General features: G+C 67.9%; 22 protein-coding genes. 14 read left to right on the plus strand and 8 right to left on the minus strand.

All coding sequences use genetic code 11. The features are described 5' to 3' along the window. Position 1 precedes the first annotated feature (1 nt). Entirely contained in the window at positions 2-517 is a 516-nt protein-coding gene (locus GGQ97_RS02790; protein ID WP_168067532.1) for a GNAT family N-acetyltransferase, read from the plus strand. Here the strand turns inward: GGQ97_RS02790 and GGQ97_RS02795 are convergent. After that, positions 514-2,103: a cisplatin damage response ATP-dependent DNA ligase gene (locus tag GGQ97_RS02795; protein WP_168067533.1), complete on the minus strand. Its 1,590-nt coding sequence runs from the start codon at positions 2,101-2,103 to the stop codon at positions 514-516. The two genes, GGQ97_RS02790 and GGQ97_RS02795, sit on opposite strands and share 4 nt — an antisense overlap. Positions 2,104-2,300: 197 nt before the next feature. Here GGQ97_RS02795 and GGQ97_RS02800 point away from each other — a divergent pair, with 197 nt between their 5' ends. Then, on the plus strand, positions 2,301-2,549 hold the full coding sequence (locus GGQ97_RS02800; RefSeq protein ID WP_168067534.1) for a DUF6894 family protein: 249 nt from the start codon (positions 2,301-2,303) through the stop codon (positions 2,547-2,549). 16 nt (positions 2,550-2,565) lie between these two features. Here GGQ97_RS02800 and GGQ97_RS02805 read toward each other — a convergent pair whose 3' ends face one another. Further along, entirely contained in the window at positions 2,566-2,871 is a 306-nt protein-coding gene (locus GGQ97_RS02805) for a hypothetical protein (RefSeq protein ID WP_168067535.1), read from the minus strand. Between the two features lie 181 nt (positions 2,872-3,052). Between GGQ97_RS02805 and rpmG the strand changes: the two genes are divergently transcribed. Then, positions 3,053-3,220 carry a 50S ribosomal protein L33 gene (rpmG, locus tag GGQ97_RS02810; protein ID WP_160736254.1) on the plus strand — a complete coding sequence of 56 codons (168 nt, stop codon included), beginning with the start codon at positions 3,053-3,055 and terminating at the stop codon, positions 3,218-3,220. 137 nt (positions 3,221-3,357) lie between these two features. Here rpmG and GGQ97_RS02815 read toward each other — a convergent pair whose 3' ends face one another. Then, positions 3,358-3,738: a response regulator gene (locus GGQ97_RS02815; RefSeq protein WP_168067536.1), complete on the minus strand. Its 381-nt coding sequence runs from the start codon at positions 3,736-3,738 to the stop codon at positions 3,358-3,360. A gap of 33 nt (positions 3,739-3,771) precedes the next feature. On the opposite strand from GGQ97_RS02815, the gene GGQ97_RS02820 reads away from it, so the two are divergent. The 6 genes from GGQ97_RS02820 to GGQ97_RS02845 are packed head-to-tail and all read left to right on the plus strand — an operon-like array spanning position 3,772 to position 7,714. After that, a complete protein-coding gene (locus GGQ97_RS02820; RefSeq protein ID WP_168067537.1) occupies positions 3,772-4,044 on the plus strand; it encodes a DUF3572 domain-containing protein in 273 nt (90 codons plus the stop codon). Further along, positions 4,041-4,661 (plus strand): HAD family hydrolase, encoded by a 621-nt coding sequence (locus GGQ97_RS02825; RefSeq protein ID WP_168067538.1) that lies wholly within the window; start codon positions 4,041-4,043, stop codon positions 4,659-4,661. Before GGQ97_RS02820 ends, GGQ97_RS02825 begins: the two co-directional genes overlap by 4 nt. Next, positions 4,658-5,401 carry an SDR family NAD(P)-dependent oxidoreductase gene (locus tag GGQ97_RS02830; RefSeq protein ID WP_168067539.1) on the plus strand — a complete coding sequence of 248 codons (744 nt, stop codon included), beginning with the start codon at positions 4,658-4,660 and terminating at the stop codon, positions 5,399-5,401. Before GGQ97_RS02825 ends, GGQ97_RS02830 begins: the two co-directional genes overlap by 4 nt. Before the next feature lie 31 nt (positions 5,402-5,432). Beyond that, positions 5,433-5,897 (plus strand): RidA family protein, encoded by a 465-nt coding sequence (locus tag GGQ97_RS02835; protein WP_168067540.1) that lies wholly within the window; start codon positions 5,433-5,435, stop codon positions 5,895-5,897. After that, positions 5,878-6,600, plus strand: coding sequence for a glycerophosphodiester phosphodiesterase family protein (locus tag GGQ97_RS02840; protein ID WP_168067541.1), 723 nt, complete (start codon positions 5,878-5,880; stop codon positions 6,598-6,600). Before GGQ97_RS02835 ends, GGQ97_RS02840 begins: the two co-directional genes overlap by 20 nt. Next, entirely contained in the window at positions 6,587-7,714 is a 1,128-nt protein-coding gene (locus tag GGQ97_RS02845; RefSeq protein WP_168067542.1) for a GNAT family N-acetyltransferase, read from the plus strand. Before GGQ97_RS02840 ends, GGQ97_RS02845 begins: the two co-directional genes overlap by 14 nt. A gap of 77 nt (positions 7,715-7,791) precedes the next feature. Here the strand turns inward: GGQ97_RS02845 and GGQ97_RS14500 are convergent, their stop codons facing one another. Beyond that, positions 7,792-8,646, minus strand: coding sequence for a cold-shock protein (locus tag GGQ97_RS14500; protein WP_168067543.1), 855 nt, complete (start codon positions 8,644-8,646; stop codon positions 7,792-7,794). Between the two features lie 199 nt (positions 8,647-8,845). On the opposite strand from GGQ97_RS14500, the gene GGQ97_RS02855 reads away from it, so the two are divergent. The 5 genes from GGQ97_RS02855 to rpoN are packed head-to-tail and all read left to right on the plus strand — an operon-like array spanning position 8,846 to position 12,962. Further along, positions 8,846-9,466 carry a ribonuclease D gene (locus GGQ97_RS02855; protein ID WP_168067544.1) on the plus strand — a complete coding sequence of 207 codons (621 nt, stop codon included), beginning with the start codon at positions 8,846-8,848 and terminating at the stop codon, positions 9,464-9,466. Continuing rightward, positions 9,466-10,191 carry an LPS export ABC transporter periplasmic protein LptC gene (lptC, locus tag GGQ97_RS02860; protein WP_168067545.1) on the plus strand — a complete coding sequence of 242 codons (726 nt, stop codon included), beginning with the start codon at positions 9,466-9,468 and terminating at the stop codon, positions 10,189-10,191. Before GGQ97_RS02855 ends, lptC begins: the two co-directional genes overlap by 1 nt. Next, positions 10,188-10,739, plus strand: coding sequence for an LptA/OstA family protein (locus GGQ97_RS02865; RefSeq protein WP_168067546.1), 552 nt, complete (start codon positions 10,188-10,190; stop codon positions 10,737-10,739). Before lptC ends, GGQ97_RS02865 begins: the two co-directional genes overlap by 4 nt. A 58-nt stretch (positions 10,740-10,797) precedes the next feature. After that, a complete protein-coding gene (gene lptB / locus GGQ97_RS02870; RefSeq protein WP_168070664.1) occupies positions 10,798-11,520 on the plus strand; it encodes an LPS export ABC transporter ATP-binding protein in 723 nt (240 codons plus the stop codon). Between the two features lie 17 nt (positions 11,521-11,537). Further along, entirely contained in the window at positions 11,538-12,962 is a 1,425-nt protein-coding gene (gene rpoN, locus GGQ97_RS02875) for an RNA polymerase factor sigma-54 (protein ID WP_168067547.1), read from the plus strand. 4 nt (positions 12,963-12,966) lie between these two features. Here rpoN and GGQ97_RS02880 read toward each other — a convergent pair whose 3' ends face one another. From GGQ97_RS02880 to gyrB, 4 genes are all read right to left on the minus strand, one after another. Then, positions 12,967-13,737, minus strand: coding sequence for an endonuclease/exonuclease/phosphatase family protein (locus GGQ97_RS02880; protein ID WP_168067548.1), 771 nt, complete (start codon positions 13,735-13,737; stop codon positions 12,967-12,969). 66 nt (positions 13,738-13,803) lie between these two features. Next, a complete protein-coding gene (locus GGQ97_RS02885; protein ID WP_168067549.1) occupies positions 13,804-14,634 on the minus strand; it encodes a 23S rRNA (adenine(2030)-N(6))-methyltransferase RlmJ in 831 nt (276 codons plus the stop codon). Between the two features lie 45 nt (positions 14,635-14,679). Next, positions 14,680-15,228, minus strand: coding sequence for a pseudouridine synthase (locus GGQ97_RS02890; RefSeq protein ID WP_168067550.1), 549 nt, complete (start codon positions 15,226-15,228; stop codon positions 14,680-14,682). 42 nt (positions 15,229-15,270) lie between these two features. Further along, on the minus strand, positions 15,271-17,778 hold the full coding sequence (gyrB, locus tag GGQ97_RS02895; RefSeq protein WP_168067551.1) for a DNA topoisomerase (ATP-hydrolyzing) subunit B: 2,508 nt from the start codon (positions 17,776-17,778) through the stop codon (positions 15,271-15,273). Positions 17,779-17,810: the final 32 nt, after the last annotated feature.

A 17,810-nucleotide genomic window follows, 5' to 3' on the forward strand; every position in this document is an offset into this window, starting at 1 on the left:
GATGCGGCTTGAACGCGCGACCACCGCCGACCTGCCCGCGCTCCACGCGCTGGTGGAACGCGCCTATCGCGGCGAGACGGCGCGGGCCGGGTGGAGCCACGAAGCGGATCTGCTGACGGGCGACCGGACCAGTGTCGCCGAGCTGCAATCCTATCTGGACGCGGGAGAGTATCTGCTGGTCTGGCGGGACGGCGGAGCGATCCGGGCCTGCGTGCGGCTGGTGCAGCTCAACGCCGAGCTGGCCTATCTCGGCATGCTGACGGTCGATCCCGGCTCACAGGGCGAGGGGCTGGGGAAGCGGCTGCTGGCGGCAGCGGAGGCTTACGCCCGTGACGAGATCGGCGCGGCGCGGATGGAGATGCAGGTGTTCAGCCGGCGGCGGGAATTGCTCTCCTTCTACGAACGGCGCGGCTACCATCCGACCGGCGAGCGGCGGCCCTTTCCCTATGACGAAGCGCCGCACGCGGGTGCGCAGTTCGACGACCTCGAGTTCACGGTCCTCGAAAAGCCGCTCTAGGTCGCCATTGCCAGCAGGGTCGCGACCTTATCGGCTTCGTGCGCGGGCTTGTCCTGCCGGATTCGAGCAATGCGGGGAAAGCGCATGGCCAGGCCCGAGCGGTGACGCTTGCTCTGGTGGATCGAATCGAACGCGACTTCGAACACCAGGCTCTTCTCGACCTCGCGGACCGGCCCGAATCGATTCACTGTGTGGCGGCGAACGAACCGGTCGAGCCATTTCAGCTCCTCGTCGGTGAAGCCCATATAGGCCTTGCCGACCGGCAGCAGCTCCCCGTCCTCGGCCCAGCAGCCGAAGGTAAAGTCGGAATAAAAACTGGAGCGTTTGCCCGAGCCGCGCTGGGCGTACATCACCACGCAGTCGGCGGTCAGCGGATCGCGCTTCCACTTGTACCACAGGCCGACCCGGCGTCCGGCGACATAGGGCGCGTCGCGGCGCTTCAGCATCATGCCCTCGATCGCGGCGTCGCGGGCACCGGCCCGAACCTCTGCCAGGTCGGCGAAGCTGTCGGCCTCGATCAGCGAGCTCAAGTCGAAGCGGTCGGGGGGCAGGCGCTCCATGAAGGCCTCCAGCCGGGCGCGGCGTTCGGACCACGGCAAGGCGCGCAGATCCTCCTCGCCGTCGAACAGCAGGTCGTAGAGGCGAACGAAGGCGGGATATTCGTCGCGCATCTTGGCGCTGACGACCTTGCGGCCGAGGCGCTGCTGAAGAGCGTTGAAGCTGGCTGCCGCACCGCCATGTTCGTCCGCGCCCTGCCCCGCGCCGCGCACCAGCAATTCGCCGTCGAGCACGGCAGGCAGGCGAAAGGCTTCTGCCACCTCGGGAAAGCTGCGGGTGACGTCGTCGCCGGTGCGGCTGTATAGCCGGGTTTCGCCGCCGGCATGGACCAGCTGCAGGCGAATCCCGTCCCACTTCCATTCGGCCGCATAAGCGTCGAGGTCGAGCTCGGCATCCTCCAGCGGGTGGGCGAGCATGAAGGGGCGGAACACCGGCACATCCTTGGCGGTGGGCTGCGCGCCGCGCCCCTCGCCCCAGGCGAACAGTTCGAGATAGGGCGGCTTCAGCCCGTGCCACACTTCCTCCACTGCCTCGACGTCGAGTTCGAAGGCATCGGCAAAAGCCTGCTTGGCGTTGCGGGCGTTGATTCCGACCCGCAATTCGCCGGTGGCGAGCTTGAGCAGGGCATAGCGCCCGGGCGCGTCGAGGTGGTCGAGCATCGCCACCAGCACCGCGGGCGCATCAGAGCGGCTTGCGCTGCGCAAACGGCCGACCGCTTCGCTGATGGTGATGCTGCCATCGTCATAGTCGCCCTCGGCGCTCGGCCACAGCAGCGACACGGTTTCGGCCAGGTCGCCGACGTAATTGTGGCTCATCCGCAGCAGCAGCGGGTCGACCCGTTCGGAGGCCAACGCCCGGATCACCGCGCCCTTGACGTGCGGAATGTCGAGCGTGCCGGTCAGCGCGGCCAGGGCATAGCCGCGGTCGGGGTCGGGGGTCCGGCGGAGATAGTCGCCGATCAGCTTGAGCTTGGCCAGCCGGGAGCGGGTGTAGACGAGCGAATCGAGCAACTGCGAAAAGTCACGCATGGAGGCGTAACGACCCTGGAGGCTGCGGAGTTGCGGCAGCAAGGCCTGAAGCAGGACGGGACAAAGGCCGTCTCTTCCCGCACGCCATTATTCGGCAAACGACCGGAACGTCGTTTACTCGACATTCGTTGGGGTGTTATCGTCGGATTTGCTGGCGACAGAGAGACTTAGTTGCGCTCTCTTTTTCAAGGCCGTTTATGTCACGCTATCATTTTCACCTTTCCAGCGGCCACGAGACCCGGGACGAGGAGGGGACTGATCTCGACTCCCTGCAGGAGGCACGCTGCTATGCCGTGCGGATGATCGCCGAGGTGCTGTGCACCTCTCCCCAACGCTATTGGGAAAACGAATGCTACCGGATCACGGTGGCCGATGACACGGGGTTGACCCTGTTCATGGTCGAGATGAATTCGACCGATGCTGCGGCGCTCGGGCCCAAGGGCTAGCGGGCGCCCCGGACGTTCAGTGAAGCCGCGTAGCCACTGCCGCAAGAACGGCTTCGCGCTCCGAGGCTGACCGCGCTTCGAGCGCTTCGGCGGCATGGTCCAGGCAGGCGTGGGTCGCCACCCGGCAACCGGGCAGAAGCGCCAGTTGCGAGGAAAGATGCGCGAGGCCTTCCATCGCATGAAGCCCGGCGCGATCGGCGGTGCCCCGGATGGCGTCCATCCTGGCGTGGATGTCGAGCGGGCTCAGCGCCTCGGCGCGCGCGCGAATCTCGTGCAGCCGGCGCTGCAGCTCGTAGTGAAGGTCGCCCAGCGAATCACCCATGCTTCACCTCCTGCCTGCCCACCGAGAGTGCGCGCCGAGGGTAAACAGGAGGATAAGACCGGGTCGTGACCGATCGATGCCACCCATGTGAACTTGACAACACCGGCCGCCACCGCCATTGGGGCGCCGATGCGGGCGGCTTCGGGCCGCTCTTTCTTTTTCAAGCTTTGGGTGCACCACGATGGCCAAGCCGGCAACCGTCAAGATCAAGCTCGTCAGCACGGCCGATACCGGCTTCTTCTACGTGACCAAGAAGAACCCGCGCAACACGACCGAGAAGATGACCTTCCGCAAGTATGACCCGGTCGTGCGCAAGCACGTCGAGTTCAAGGAAGCCAAGATCAAGTAATCCTGCGGGATTGCGATTCCGGCCGGCGGTCGGAATTGCGCAGCACGGAGCCGCTTCGAGCGGTGGGAGGGCGCCTCGGCGCCCTTTTCTGCGTGTGCCGCCAGTCCACGGCGGGAGTGGCCGGCGTACCCCGCCGGTCAGGCGACCGAGGCTTCCTTAGGCAGCAGCGCGCTGACTTCCTGAACGAAGCGAGCGACCGAGATCGGCTTGGAAACATAGGCCTGCGCCCCGGCGGCGCGGATCCGGTCGTCGTCGCCCTGCCCGGCATAAGCGGTCACCGCCATGATCGGCACGTCGGCCAGCCCCGGCTCCTGACGGATGGCGCGAATGAGTTCGAGGCCGCTGATGTAGGGCAGCTGGATGTCGGTGATGACGAGGTTGGGGCGGAAATCCTTGGCCGCGTCGAGCGCGAGCCTGCTGTCGGTCACCGGGCGTGCGTCATGGCCATGGGCCGCAAGCAGGTCGCAGAACAGCTTGATGTTGAGCGCATTGTCCTCGACAACCAGGATCCTGGCCATGTTCAAGCACTCCTCATGGATTCAGTATAGGCGATGATCCGGCCAAGCCCAAACGACAGTGACTCCATAACGGTTGCCCTGCAGGCGCTTGCCGTCTCGCTGGGGGACGAAGCGCGCGCCTCGCGGCTGCTGTCGCTGACCGGACTGACCCCCGACGACCTGCGTCATCGCGCGGCCGAGCCGGCGGTGCTGGTCGCCGTTCTGCGCTTCCTCGAGGACCATGAGCCCGACCTGCTGGCGGTCGCCGACATGCTTGGGATCAAGCCGCAGGAACTGGTTGCCGCCCGGATCGCTCTCGAGCCATGAACCGACCGATCCTGATTACCGATTGCGACGAAGTCCTGCTCCACATGGTCCGCCACTTCTCCTCCTGGCTGGAAGAAGCCGAGGACGTGCTGTTCCGGCCCGAAGACGGTGACATGTCGCAGGCGCTGAAATATCGGGCCAGCGGCGAGGTGGTGCCCAAGGCCGAGGTCTGGTCCTACCTGGGGCGCTTCTTCGAAGGGGAGATGGGCCGGCAGACCTTGGTGCCGGGCGCGGTCGAGGCGCTTGGCCGGATCGGCGAGACGGCGGACATCGTGATCCTCACCAACCTTCCGCACAAGGCGCATCCGTGGCGGGTCGAGCAGCTGGCGGCCCACGACATCCATCATGAGGTGGTCTGCAATAGCGGGGGCAAGGGCGAGCCGCTGAAGTCGATCATCGAGCGGCACCGGGCGACGCGCAGCGTGTTCGTCGACGACCTTGCCCAGCACCACGCCTCGGTGGCGGCGCATTCGCCCGAAACCTTCCGCCTGCACATGATCGCCGAGCCGAGCCTTGCCGCAGTCACCCCACCGGCCGCGGCGGCCCACGCCCGGATCGACGACTGGGCGGAAGCCACTCCCTGGATCCTCGAACGACTGGAAGGCCGAAATCAATGAAGACCTGCCTCATCACCGGCGCCACCGCGGGGATCGGCGCCGCCTCCGCTCGCGCCTTCGTAGGGGCTGGCTGGCGGGTGATCGGGACCGGTCGGCGCGAGGAGCGGCTGAAGGCGCTGCAGGAAGAGCTTGGCGCTGCCTTCCTTCCGCTCAGTATCGACATGCAACACCTCGACGAGGTCGAGACGCTGGCGAAGCTCGATGGCGAGTGGGCGGGGATCGACTGCCTCGTCAATAATGCCGGGCTGGCACCGCCGATGGCCGACCTGCAGGACAGCAAGTGGGACGACCTCAAGACCGTTCTCGACACCAATGTCACCGGGCTGGTCGCGCTGACCCGGGCCTGCCTGCCCAAGCTGATCGCCGCCCGCGGACTGGTCGTGAACCTGTCGTCGGTGGCGGGCAATTACCCGTATCGCGGCGGCGCGGTGTACGGCGGGACCAAGGCGTTCGTGCGCCAGTTCAGCCTGGCCCTGCGCAACGACCTTGCCGGAACCGGGGTCAGGGTGACCTCGATCGAGCCGGGCATGGCCGAGACCGAGTTCACGGTGGTCCGCAACGGCGGCGACCAGGCGGCATCGGACGCGCTTTATGCCGGGGTCGAGCCGATGACGGCGGAGGATCTTGCGGGCACCATCCTGTGGGTGGCGAGCCAGCCGCCGCATCTCAACTTCAATTCGATCGAGCTGATGCCGACCCGCCAGAGCTGGGCCGGCTTCGCGATGACCCGCCAATCTTGACCTCGGGCGCGCAAGAAGCCACTCGGCGCGCATGAGCATCGACCAGCGCCTCGCCGAACTCGGCATCACCCTTCCCGAAGCCGCCGCCCCGGTCGCGGCTTATGTTCCCGTGGTCCAGAGCGGCAACCTGCTGTTCGTGTCGGGCCAGGTCAGCTTTGCCGAGGACGGCAGCCGGATCACCGGCCGGCTGGGCGAGGACATGAGCCTCGAGGCCGGCCAGGAAGCCGCGCGCCGCTGCGGGCTGATGGTGCTGGCGCAGGTCGCCCAAGCGCTCGGCGGTTCGCTCGACCGGGTCAGCCGGATCGTGAAGCTCGGCGTGTTCGTCAATTCGACCGGCGATTTCACCGACCAGCCCAAGGTCGCCAACGGCGCATCGGAGCTGATGCAGGACGTGTTCGGCGAAGCCGGCCGCCACTCGCGCGCGGCGGTCGGCGTACCGGCGCTGCCGCTTGGCGTCGCGGTCGAGGTGGATGCGATTGTCGAGGTCCGCGACTGAGCGGCTCTTCGCTGGGACGGCCGGCTTCGCGCATCGCGGCCGGCACGGTCCCGGCGTTCCCGAGAACAGCATGGCGGCGTTCCGCGCCGCGATCGCCGCGGGGGCGGGGATCGAGTGCGACCTGCGGCTGAGCCGCGACGGCTTCGCGATGCTGTTTCACGATTCCAGCCTCGAGCGGATGTGCGGGATCGCGGCGGAAACCGAATCGGTGCACGCCGCAACGCTGATGGCGCTGCCGCTTGGCGCAACCGTCGAGCGCATTCCCTGGCTTGGCGCGCTGCTGGAACTGGCCGGTGACGACACGCCGCTGCTGCTGGAGCTGAAGACGCGGGCGGGCGATCCGCCGCCGCCGATCGACCTGCTGTGCCGGACGGTGGCGCGCGACCTTGCCCGGCATCGCGGGCCGGCGGGTGTGATGAGCTTCGATCCGAGGGTCGGGGCATGGTTCGCGCGGCATGCCCCGGACATTCCGCGCGGGCTGGTCATCGCCGATGCGACGCCCGGCTGGCGGCGCTTCGCGATGCTGGGCGTGGCGCGTCCCACCTTCCTCGCGGTCGAGACGGCGGCGGCGGCGAGGCCGTGGGTGGCGGCGGCGCGGCGGCGCTGGCCGGTTTCCAGCTGGACGGTTCGCACCGCCGTGGAGCGCGAAGCCCTTTCGGATCGGGTCGATGCGCTTATCTGGGAGGGCGATGGCCGACCATGATCCTGTCGAGGCGCGTATCGCCGAATCCTTCGCATCGGTGGAGGCTTCGACGTGGGACGCGCTGGCGGGACCGGCCGATCCGTTCCTGAGCCATGCGTTCCTGCTTGCGCTGGAGGAATCGGGCAGCGTTGGCGGTGGCAGCGGCTGGAGCCCCCTGCCGCTGCTGATCAGCCAAGGCGGCGAGACGATCGGCGCCGCGCCCGCTTACCTCAAGTCCCACAGCCAGGGCGAATATGTGTTCGACCATGGCTGGGCCGATGCCTGGAGCCGCGCGGGCGGGGACTATTATCCCAAGCTGCAGATTGCGGTGCCGTTCACCCCGGTGGTCGGACGCCGGCTGCTGGGGGCGCAGCCGGGGCTGGTGCTGGCCGCCGCCGAGACACTGGTGCAGCAGAACGGCCTGTCGTCGGCGCACGCGACCTTCCTTTCCGAGGAGGAGGCCGACATCGCGGAGGGGCGCGGCTGGCTGGTCCGGCACGGGGTGCAGTTCCACTGGCACGGCGCTGGGGAGAGCGACTTCGACGGCTTCCTGGCCCGCTGCAGCAGCCGAAAGCGCAAGGTCATCCGCAAGGAGCGCGCCGCAGCGCGCGAGGGGCTGACCTTCCGCCATCTTCGCGGGGCCGAGATTGGCGCGCCCGAGATGGACGCGATGTGGCGGTTCTACCAGGACACCGGAAGCCGCAAATGGGGCCAACCCTATCTCACCCGCGCCTTCTTCCGGTCCGCGGTCGAGCGGCTGGGCGACCAGTTGCTGCTGTTCCTGGCGGAGCGGGACGGAAGGCCGATCGCCGGAGCGCTCAACTGGGTGGGCGAGGACACGCTGTACGGCCGCTATTGGGGGTGCAGCGAGGAAGTGCCGTTCCTGCACTTCGAGCTTTGCTATTACCAGGCGATCGACTGGGCGATCGCGCAAGGCCTGGGCACGGTGCAGGCCGGGGCGCAGGGCGAGCACAAGCTGGCCCGCGGCTACGAGCCGGTGCTGACCCGCAGTGTCCACTTCATCCCGCATCCGCAATTCCGGTCGGCGGTCGCCGACTTCCTGCTGCGCGAGCGCGAGGCGATGCAGTTCGAACTGGAAGCGCTGCGGACCGAGCTGCCGTTCCGCAAGGACTGAAGGCAAAGAAAAAGGCCCGCCGGGAGTGCCCGGCGAGCCTTTCTTGCCCCTCGCGCGAACGCGAGTGAGACCGATCCTTAGCCCTGAAGCGGGCTGAGGTTCACGGCCGCATGCTTGCCCCGGCGGTCGACTTCGAGTTCGAACTCGAGCCGGTCGCCTTCGTTGAGGCTGGTCATTCCGGCGCGCTCGACGGCCGAAACGTGGACAAACGCGTCCGGCTGTCCGTCATCGCGCTGGATGAAGCCGAAGCCCTTCATGGCGTTGAAGAACTTGACGGTGCCCGAAGCCTTTTCGCCGGTCAGCTGACGCTGCGGCGCGGCCGCGGCGCGCTCAACCGCAAGCGGTTCGCCGTCGATGCGGAGGTTGGTCGCCGAGATACGCCCGCCGCGATCGACCAGCGTGAACTCCAGCGGCTGACCGTCGGCGAGGTCGGTGAGACCCGCCTGTTCGACCGCCGAGATGTGCACGAACACGTCTTCGCCGCCGTCATCGCGGACCACGAAGCCGAAGCCCTTCTGCGGGTTGAAGAACTTGACGACGCCCTTGCCTTCGCCAACGACCTGCGGGGGCATGCCGCCACCGGCACCGCCGCCACCGCCGCCGCGGAAACCACCGCCGCCGCCGCCGCCGCCAAAGCGACCGCCGCCGCCACCGCCGAAGCGATCGCCGCCGCCGCCGCCGAAGCCGCCGCCACCGCCGCCGCGATAGCCACCGCCACCGCCACCGCCGCCGCCGTAACCGCCGCCGCCACCGCCACGGTATCCACCGCCGCCGCCGCCGCCGAAGCGGTCACCACCGCCGAAGCCGCCGCCGCCGAAGTCGCCGCCGCCAAAGCCGCCGCCACCGAAATCGCCGCCACCGCCGCCGAAATCACCCTTGCTGTCGCGTCCGCGACCACCGCGGTCGCCCTTACGCCCTCGATCGTAACCCATGCCCGTGCAAACTTCCTCGAACCCGATTCTATTCAAACCAACGCGCTGGGCTCAACGGCGCAACCGGTCACGACATGCCCCGAGGGACATGATTCCGTCTGCGACCCTACAGGAAAAAAGGGCATTGCTCTAGCCGTTTGTCTAGGCCTTGGCGTCATCACCCGTTAAGCGGGCGTGAAGCACAGGGTAGCGCAGCATCATGGCCATCACTTTCCACGAAGAAGACTTGCCCTCGCAGGATCTGTTCTCAGACGGACCGATCGCCGTCGATACGGAGGCGATGGGGCTCCACCCGGGGCGCGACCGGCTGTGCCTAGTCCAGCTCAGCGATGGCAGCGGCAACGAGCATTTGGTCCGCTTTTCGCCCGGCAGCGACTATGCCGCGCCCAACCTCAAGGCGCTGCTCGGCGATCCTGACCGGCTCAAGCTCTATCATTTCGCGCGCTTCGACATCGCCATCATGCGCCATTACCTCGGGATCATGGCCGCCCCGTTGTACTGCACCCGGACCGCCTCGCGGCTGGTGCGGACCTATACCGACCGCCACGGCCTCAAGGAGCTTGTGAAAGAGCTGCTCGGCACCGACATCAACAAGCAGCAGCAGACCAGCGACTGGGGCGGGCCCGAGCTCAGCGACGCCCAGCGCGACTATGCCGCAAGCGACGTGCGCTACCTCCATGCCTTGAAGGAAAAGCTCGACGTCCGGCTGCAGCGCGAGGGGCGGATGGCGCTTGCGCAATCCTGCTTCGACTTCCTTCCGGCGCGCGCCGAGCTCGACCTTGCCGGCTGGCCCGAGACGGACATCTTCGCGCACAGCTGATGAGCGAAGCCGCCAACCTCCAGCGCGAAAAGGCGCAGCATTGGGCGGAGCCGGGAAGCCGGCACGACAAGCTGGTCAGCACGCTCAAGATCGCACTGCCGTCGGCGGTGGGCGTGGTCGCGGCCATCTTCCTGATGCTCCCGCTGACCGAGGACCAGGAAGTCAGCTTCATCCTCGACAAGAAGGATGTCGGCCGGGCCGAGGAGCGGATGAAGATCGAGGCGGCGCGCTACAGCGGGACCGACGACAAGGGACAGCCGTTCGTGCTGATCGCCGACCGCGCGGTGCAGCAGACCAGCAACGTGCCGGTGGTCGACATCAACGGCATGCGCGCGCGGCTTGGGCTGGCCCAAGGGCCGGCGACCATCGAGGCGCTGCGGGGGCGCTATGACCTCGACCGGCAGCAGGTAGCGGTCAGCGGCCCGGTGCGGGTCAGCGGACCCGACGGCGAGCAGCTGGTCACCCGCGACGTGCTGATCGACCTCAAGAGCCGGCAGGTCCGGAGCACCGGCCAGACCGGCGGGCAGATGCCGGTCGGAAGCTTCAACGCGGACAACATGTCGGCCGATCTCGGCACCCGGCAGGTGGCGCTCAACGGCGCGGTGACCGGCAAGCTGGCGCTGGGCACCTTCAGCGCGGGGCGGATGCGGGCCGATCTCGACAGCCGGGTCGTGGTACTGGATGGCGGTGCGCGGTTGAAAATCACGCCCGGCACGGTCAGATGAGCCGCATGGGCAAATTCTCCAACCTCGTCGCCGCGTTCGCGCTGGCCGCCACCATGGCCGGAGGCGTCGCACTTGCCCAGACGCAGGGTGGGCCGGTGTCCGCGCTGAAGGGGCATGACAGCAATGCCCCGATCGACGTGGCGAGCGACCGGATCGAGGTGCAGGACCGCGCCGACCGCGCGATCTTCGCCGGCAACGTCAAGGTCCGCCAGGCCGAGCTCGCCCTCGATACCGAGCGGCTCACCGTCGCCTACACCAGCGCCGGCGGGCTCCAGATCGATCGGCTCGACGCCAGCGGCGGGGTGGTGGTGCGCAGCCCGTCCGAGACCGCGCGCGGCGATTTCGGAATTTACGACCTCAACCGGCGGCTGATCACCCTGATCGGTTCGGTCCAGCTGCAGCGCGGCGATTCGCGGATCAGCGGCGGGCGGATGACCATCGACCTCGATAGCGGGCGCGCGGTGGTCGACGGCGGGCCGGCCGGGGTCGGCGAAAGCGGCGGCCGGGTGACTGGGCGCTTCACCGTTCCCCAGCGCCGCGGCGGCTGACCCGGTGAACGAGGCCAGCGCCATCCCCCTGGCGGCGGACGACGCCCCGCCAGCCGCCATGCGCGGGCTCGAGGTCCGCAGCATCGCCAAGAGCTACGACAAGCGGCAGGTCCTGCGCGACGTCAGCCTGGAAGTGCATCGCGGCGAGGTGGTCGGGCTGCTGGGCCCCAACGGCGCCGGCAAGACCACCTGCTTCTATTCGGTGATGGGGCTGGTGAAGCCCGACCATGGCCGGATCATGATGGACGGGCGGGACATCACCCCGTTGCCGATGTACCGCCGGGCGATCCTCGGCCTCGGCTACCTGCCGCAGGAAACCAGCATTTTTCGCGGGCTGACGGTCGAACAGAACATCATGGCGGTGCTGGAAGTGGCCGAGCCCGATCGCGACGCGCGCGCCGCCCGGCTCGAGCAATTGCTTGGCGAGTTCGGGCTGACCGGTCTTCGAGCGTCGCCTGCGATGGCGCTGTCGGGCGGCGAACGGCGCCGCTGCGAGATCGCCCGGGCGCTTGCCGCCGACCCCAAGATCATGCTGCTCGACGAGCCGTTCGCGGGCATCGACCCGATCAGCATCAGCGACATCCGCGACCTCGTCCGCGACCTCAAGGGGCGCGACATCGGGGTCCTGATCACCGACCATAATGTCCGCGAAACGCTGGACATCGTCGACCGCGCCTGCATCATCTACGACGGCCAGGTGCTGTTCGCCGGAACTCCGGAAGCACTGGTCGCGGACCAGGACGTGCGCCGGCTGTATCTCGGCGAATCGTTTGAATTGTAAGGACTTAGGCGCGGCAGATGGGACTGGGACCGGGACTTCACCTCCGCGCTTCCCAGTCGCTGGTGATGAGCCAGCAGCTTCAGGCCGCGATCAAGCTCCTCCAGCTGACCAACCTCGAGGTCGAGGCCGCGATCGCCGACGAGCTGGCCAAGAACCCGCTGCTGGAGATGGGCAGCGAGGGCGACGTGGTGGTGCGCGAGGACGTCGAATATGGCGACGCGCCGGCCGACCCCAAGGGCGCCGACGAGCTTGGCGGGCGCGGTGACGAGGCGCTGGACAGCGACTGGCGCGAGGCGGCGGGGGAAACCGACGCCGGCTACGAGATCGGCGCGGCGCAGGACGACGGGTTCGACTTCGACCGGCTGGCGAGTTGCGAGACGGGCCTGTGCGAGCATCTGATGGGCCAGCTGCACGGCGCCGGGCGGGTCGCGGAGGCGATCGTCCACGAACTGGAGGAAACCGGCTGGCTGACCACGCCGCTCAAGGACATTGCCGCGGCGCTGGAAGTGTCGATCAAAGAGGTCGAGGCAGGCCTCAGGCAGGTCCAGGCGCTCGATCCGGCGGGAGTCGGGGCGCGCAACCTTGCCGAATGCCTGGCGCTGCAGGCCAAGGCGGCGGACCGCTACGATCCGGCGATGGCGCGGCTGATCGCCAACCTCGACCTGCTGTCGCGCGGGCAGACCGCCGCCCTGAAGCGGATCTGCGGGGTCGATGACGAGGATCTGGCGGACATGATCCGCGAGCTTCGCGCCTATGACCCCAAGCCCGGTTGCCGCTTCGCCGCCGAACCGCAGACCGCGGCCGAGCCCGACGTGCTGGTCCGCCAGACCCGGACCGGCTTCGTGGTCGAATTGAACCCCGCCACCCTGCCCCGGGTGCTGGTCAACCGGCGCTATCACCAGGAGCTGAAGACCGCCTCGGCCGGCGACCGCAAGAGCCGGGCGTGGCTGTCAGAGCAGTATCAAAGCGCGTCATGGCTGGTCCGCGCCCTCGACCAGCGCGCGCGGACCATCGTCAAGGTCGCAAGCGCGATCGTCACCGCGCAGGAAGGCTTCTTCCGCGACGGCGTACGAGCCCTGCGCCCGCTGACCATGGCCAAGGTCGCCGAGGCGGTGGAGATGCACGAAAGCACGGTCAGCCGGGTGGCGGCGGCGAAAAGCCTGCTGTGCGACCATGGCCTGTTCGAGCTTCGCAGCTTCTTTTCGAGCGGGGTCGCAGCCGAGGATGGCGAGGGCGCCAGCGCCGACGCGGTCAAGGCGGCGATCCAGCGGCTGGTGGCGGCCGAAACCGAAGTGCTGAGCGACGACCAGCTGGTCGACCTGCTCAAGGAGCAGGGCATGGTGCTGGCCCGGCGCACGGTGGCCAAATATCGCGAAGCGGTGGGGATCGGGTCGAGCGTCCAGCGGCGCCGGCAGCGCGCGATCCAGGGCAAGGCGGCCTAAAGCGCTACCACCCTACCCGCGCCCATACCGGCAGGTGATCGCTGGCGACCTGGGCCAGCTCACTGACATGGACTCCGGACGCTTCGACCGTGAGCGAGTGGTCGACGAACAGGCGATCGAGCACCGCCATCGGCCGGCGGGCATGGAAGCTGGGGCCCGGCGCGACGATCGCATAATCGGGCTCGAGATCGCGCAGGCAGGCGGCGGTGGTGCGCCATTCGTTGGTGTCGCCCATCATCACCGTCGGCATCTTGTGCGGGCGGGCGGCCACCGCTTCGTGGATCGCCTTCAACTGGCGGCGGCGCCACAGGCCGCTGAGGTCGAGATGAAGGCCGACGATTCGGATCGGGCGGTCGCGCACCAGAAGCTCCACCAGCACCGCGCCGCGCGGTTCAAGCGTCGGCAGGTCGAGCGCCACCACGTCGAGCACGCCGACTTCGGGCCGGACCAGGATCGCATTGCCGTGCCAGCCGATGTTGCGGGTATCGACCTTGAGCCATTCGTCGACCCGCGCCCCGACCTTGGGCAGCCGGTCGAGCGCACGCCGGTTGCGCACGCCGAGCGGGACCGGCAGCCAGTGGCCATGGCCTTCGATCAGGTCGTGCGGGATCGCCGAGGCGCGACCGCCGGTGCGACGGTCGGCTTCCTGCAGCGCGACGATGTCGGCCCCGACCTCCTCCAGCACCGCAAGGATGCGGCCGGGATCGCGGCGACGGTCGAGGCCGACCGCCTTGCGCATGTTGTAGGTGGCAAGGGTGAGGGTTGAACCGCTCATTGAGATCTGCCGCTCGTCCATCGCACCGTGAACGCCTTCACCTTCCGCCTTGCTCCCATGACAGGCTCAGCGGACCAACCATTCGCCGGTCAACGTGCCGCTGTGACCCTCCGGCGCAAGCGCCGCGCGAAGGGCCTCGAGCATCGGCGGCAGGCCCTGGGTGAAGGCATAGGGCGGATTGACGATGAACAGGCCGGCGCCGTTGTAGATGCCCGGCTGATCGGCGTCGTACAGCCAATGCTCGATCGTCATGAACTTGGGGATGCCGAGCCGGCCGAGCTGGGCTTTCCAGCGTTCGTGCGTGTCGCGGTCCTTGAGCGGATACCAGATCACCGTCACGCCATGCGCCCATTTGCGATGCGCGGCGGCAAGCGTGGCCGTGATCCGCGCGCGCTCGTCGGTCTGTTCGAAGGGCGGGTCCACCACCACCATGCCGCGCGGGGTCCTGGTCGGAAGCAACGCGAGCCATAATTCGTAGGCGTCGCGCTGGTGGACGGCGGCAGGGGTGCCGCGCATCGCGGCGCGCAGGGCCTTTGCATCCTCGGGATGCATTTCGTTCAGGATCAGCACGTCCTGCGGGCGCAGGAGCTGCTCCAGCACCCGCGGCGAGCCGGGGTAGAAGCGCGGATCGTCGCCCTCGTTCACCGCGCGGACGGCGGCGCGATAGTCGTCGAGCAGAGGGTCATGGTCGGCAAAGGCGCGCATCACGCCGTGCATCGCCTCGCCGGTACGCTGGGCGGTGTCGCCCTCTAGGTCGTAAAGGCCGCAACCGGCGTGGGTGTCGATCAGGGTCAGCGCGCCGGGCTTCTGCTGAAGCGCGCGAACGAGGGCGATCAGCAGGCTGTGCTTGACCACGTCGGCGCTGTTTCCAGCATGGAAGGAATGGCGATAGTTCATCGGATCGGGCGTTCTCGGGTCCTATAGGGGTGCGGCGGGACCCGGCTATACCGAGATTTCGGTGAATTCGCCCGGCGCGATGCCCGCCACCGTCCAGTCGCCGACCGACCAGCGGACCAGCCGAAGAGTCGGCAGCCCGACCGCAGCGGTCATCCGGCGCACCTGCCGGTTGCGCCCTTCGCGAATGGTGAGGCGGAGCCAGCAGTCGGGGATCGCCTTGCGGACGCGGATCGGCGGATCGCGCGGCCACAGCGCAGGCTCATCGATCCCGGTGACGTCGGCCGGGAGGGTCATGCCGTCGTTGAGCTCGACGCCTTGCCGCAGGCGCTGGAGCTGCGGCTTCTGCGGCTCGCCTTCGACCTGCACGAGGTAGGTCTTGGGCAGCTTGAACCGGGGATCGGCGATCCGCGCCTGGAGCCGCCCGTCGTCGCACAGCAGCAGCAAGCCCTCGCTGTCGCGGTCGAGCCGCCCGGCGGGATAGACGCCTTTCACCGCGACATAATCGGACAGGGTCGCGCGCGCCGTCGGAGAGCCGCGATCGGTGAATTGCGACAGGACCCCGAAGGGTTTGTTGAACAGGATCAGCCGGGCCATGGCGGGCAGCCACTCGCCGGTTTGGGGCGAGTGGCGGAGCCTCTAGACGTCGAGGTTCGCGACGCTCAGCGCATTGTCCTGGATGAACTCGCGGCGGGGTTCGACGACTTCGCCCATCAGGCGCGAGAAGATCTCGTCGGCGATGTCGGCCTGGCCGATCTCGACCCGCAGCAGCGAGCGGTTGGCCGGATCGAGCGTGGTTTCCCACAATTGCTCGGCGTTCATCTCGCCCAGGCCCTTGTAGCGCTGGATGCTGAGGCCCTTGCGGCCAGCGGCGAGGACCGCGCCGAGAAGTTCGCTCGGCCGGGTGATGGCGATCGGCTTGCCCTTGGTGTCGGCAGCGGCCTGCTCGAGCGCTTCCTCGCCCTCGCCGGCGCCGACAGTCGGCTCGGCCTGAACGTCGGCACCCTTCTTCAGCGTGCGCAGGGTCGACGGGGTCTGGTAGACCTCGGCCTGCTCGGAAGCGAGGGTGTGCAGCTTGCGGGCTTCGGCCGAGGCGATGAAGGCAGGCTCGATGATGGTGACGTCGGTCACCCCGCGCCACAGCCGGCGGAGGAGATAGCCCCCTTCGGCCGCCAGTTCGCCCGTCCAGCGCGCTTCGGGATCGCCGAGGCCCTGCCAGGACGCGACCTTTTCGATCGCGGCGCGGCGCCCGGCGGAGGCGAGTTCGGGGTCGAGTGCGCCGGCCAGCGCCAGCGCCTCGAGCATCGCCGGATCATATTTCTTGGGCGCATAACGCATCAGCGTGCGCACCCGGCGGGCATGCTCGACCAGGCCGCGAAGGTCGGGGCCCTGGCGCATGTCGGTGGCGGTTTCGAGCTGCAGGCCTTCGAGCCCGGCATCGACCAGATATTCGTCGAGCTGGGCGTCGTCCTTGAGATAGACTTCCGAGCGGCCGCGAGCGACCTTGTACAGCGGCGGCTGGGCGATCAGCAGGTGCCCGGCCTCGATCAGCTCGGGCATCTGCCGGTAGAAGAAGGTCAGCAGCAGGGTGCGGATGTGTGCGCCGTCGACGTCGGCGTCGGTCATGATCACGATCTTGTGATAGCGCAGCTTGGAAAGATTGAATTCCTCGCGGCCGATGCCGGTGCCGAGCGCCTGGATGATGGTCCCGATCTCGCGGCTGGAGAGCATCCGGTCGAACCGCGCGCGTTCGACGTTGAGAAGCTTACCGCGCAAGGGAAGGATAGCCTGATTCTGGCGGTTGCGGCCCTGCTTGGCCGAGCCGCCTGCGGAATCGCCCTCGACCAGGAAGAGTTCGGACAGCGCCGGATCGCGTTCCTGGCAGTCGGCGAGCTTGCCCGGGAGCGAAGCGATGTCCATCACGCCCTTGCGACGGGTCAATTCACGCGCGCGCTTGGCGGCTTCGCGGGCGGCGGCGGCGTCGATGATCTTCTGGATGATGGCGCGGGCGTTGACCGGATTCTCCTCCAGCCACTCGGTCATCTTGTCGCTCATCAAGGCTTCGAGCGGCTGGCGCACTTCGGAGCTGACTAGCTTGTCCTTGGTCTGGCTCGAGAATTTGGGATCGGGCAGCTTGACCGAGACGATGGCGGTCAGGCCCTCGCGCATGTCGTCGCCGGTCAGCGTGACCTTTTCCTTCTTCAGCATGCCGGACTTTTCGGCATAGCCGTTGACGGTTCGGGTCAGCGCGGCGCGGAAAGCGGCGAGGTGGGTGCCGCCGTCGCGCTGGGGAATGTTATTGGTGAACGGCAGGACGTTCTCGTAATAGCTGTCGTTCCACTCCAGCGCGACGTCGATGCCGATGCCGTCGCGCACCGCCGAAATGGCGATGGGATCGGGGAACAGCGGAGTCTTGGCGCGGTCGAGATACTTCACGAACGCGGCGATCCCGCCCTCGTAGAACAGCTCCACTTCCTTGCGCTCCTCGTGGCGCGCGTCGGCGAGGACCAGGCGCACGCCGGAGTTGAGGAAGGCCAGTTCGCGGAACCGGTGTTCGAGCTTGTCGAAGTCGAACTCGGTGATCTTGAAGGTCTCGGGGCTCGGCAGGAAGGTGACCTTGGTGCCCTTCTTGCCCTCGGGTGCGGGGCCGACGACCTTCAGTGGCGCGACCGCGTCACCAAGGCGGAAGCGCATGTAATGCTCCTCGCCGTCGCGCCAGATGGTGAGGTCGAGGAATTCGCTGAGCGCGTTGACGACCGAGACGCCAACCCCGTGGAGGCCGCCCGACACCTTGTAGGCATTGTCGTCGCTGGTGTTCTCGAACTTACCGCCGGCGTGGAGCTGGGTCATGATGACCTCAGCCGCCGAGACGCCTTCTTCGGCGTGGATGCCGGTCGGGATGCCGCGGCCATTGTCCTCGACCGTGACCGAGCCGTCGGGATTGAGCTGGATGAGGATGCGGTCGCAGTGACCCGCTAGCGCTTCGTCGATCGCATTGTCGCTGACCTCGAACACCATGTGGTGGAGGCCCGATCCGTCGTCGGTGTCGCCGATATACATGCCCGGCCGCTTGCGCACCGCGTCGAGGCCCTTGAGGACCTTGATGCTGTCGGCGCCGTAGGTGTTCTGGTTCGCTTCTTCTGCCATGGAAACGATATAGCGGACGCCCCCCAGAAGTC

Origin of the sequence: Sphingomonas kaistensis (genome assembly GCF_011927725.1) — a bacterium.
GTDB lineage: Bacteria > Pseudomonadota > Alphaproteobacteria > Sphingomonadales > Sphingomonadaceae > Sphingomicrobium > Sphingomicrobium kaistense.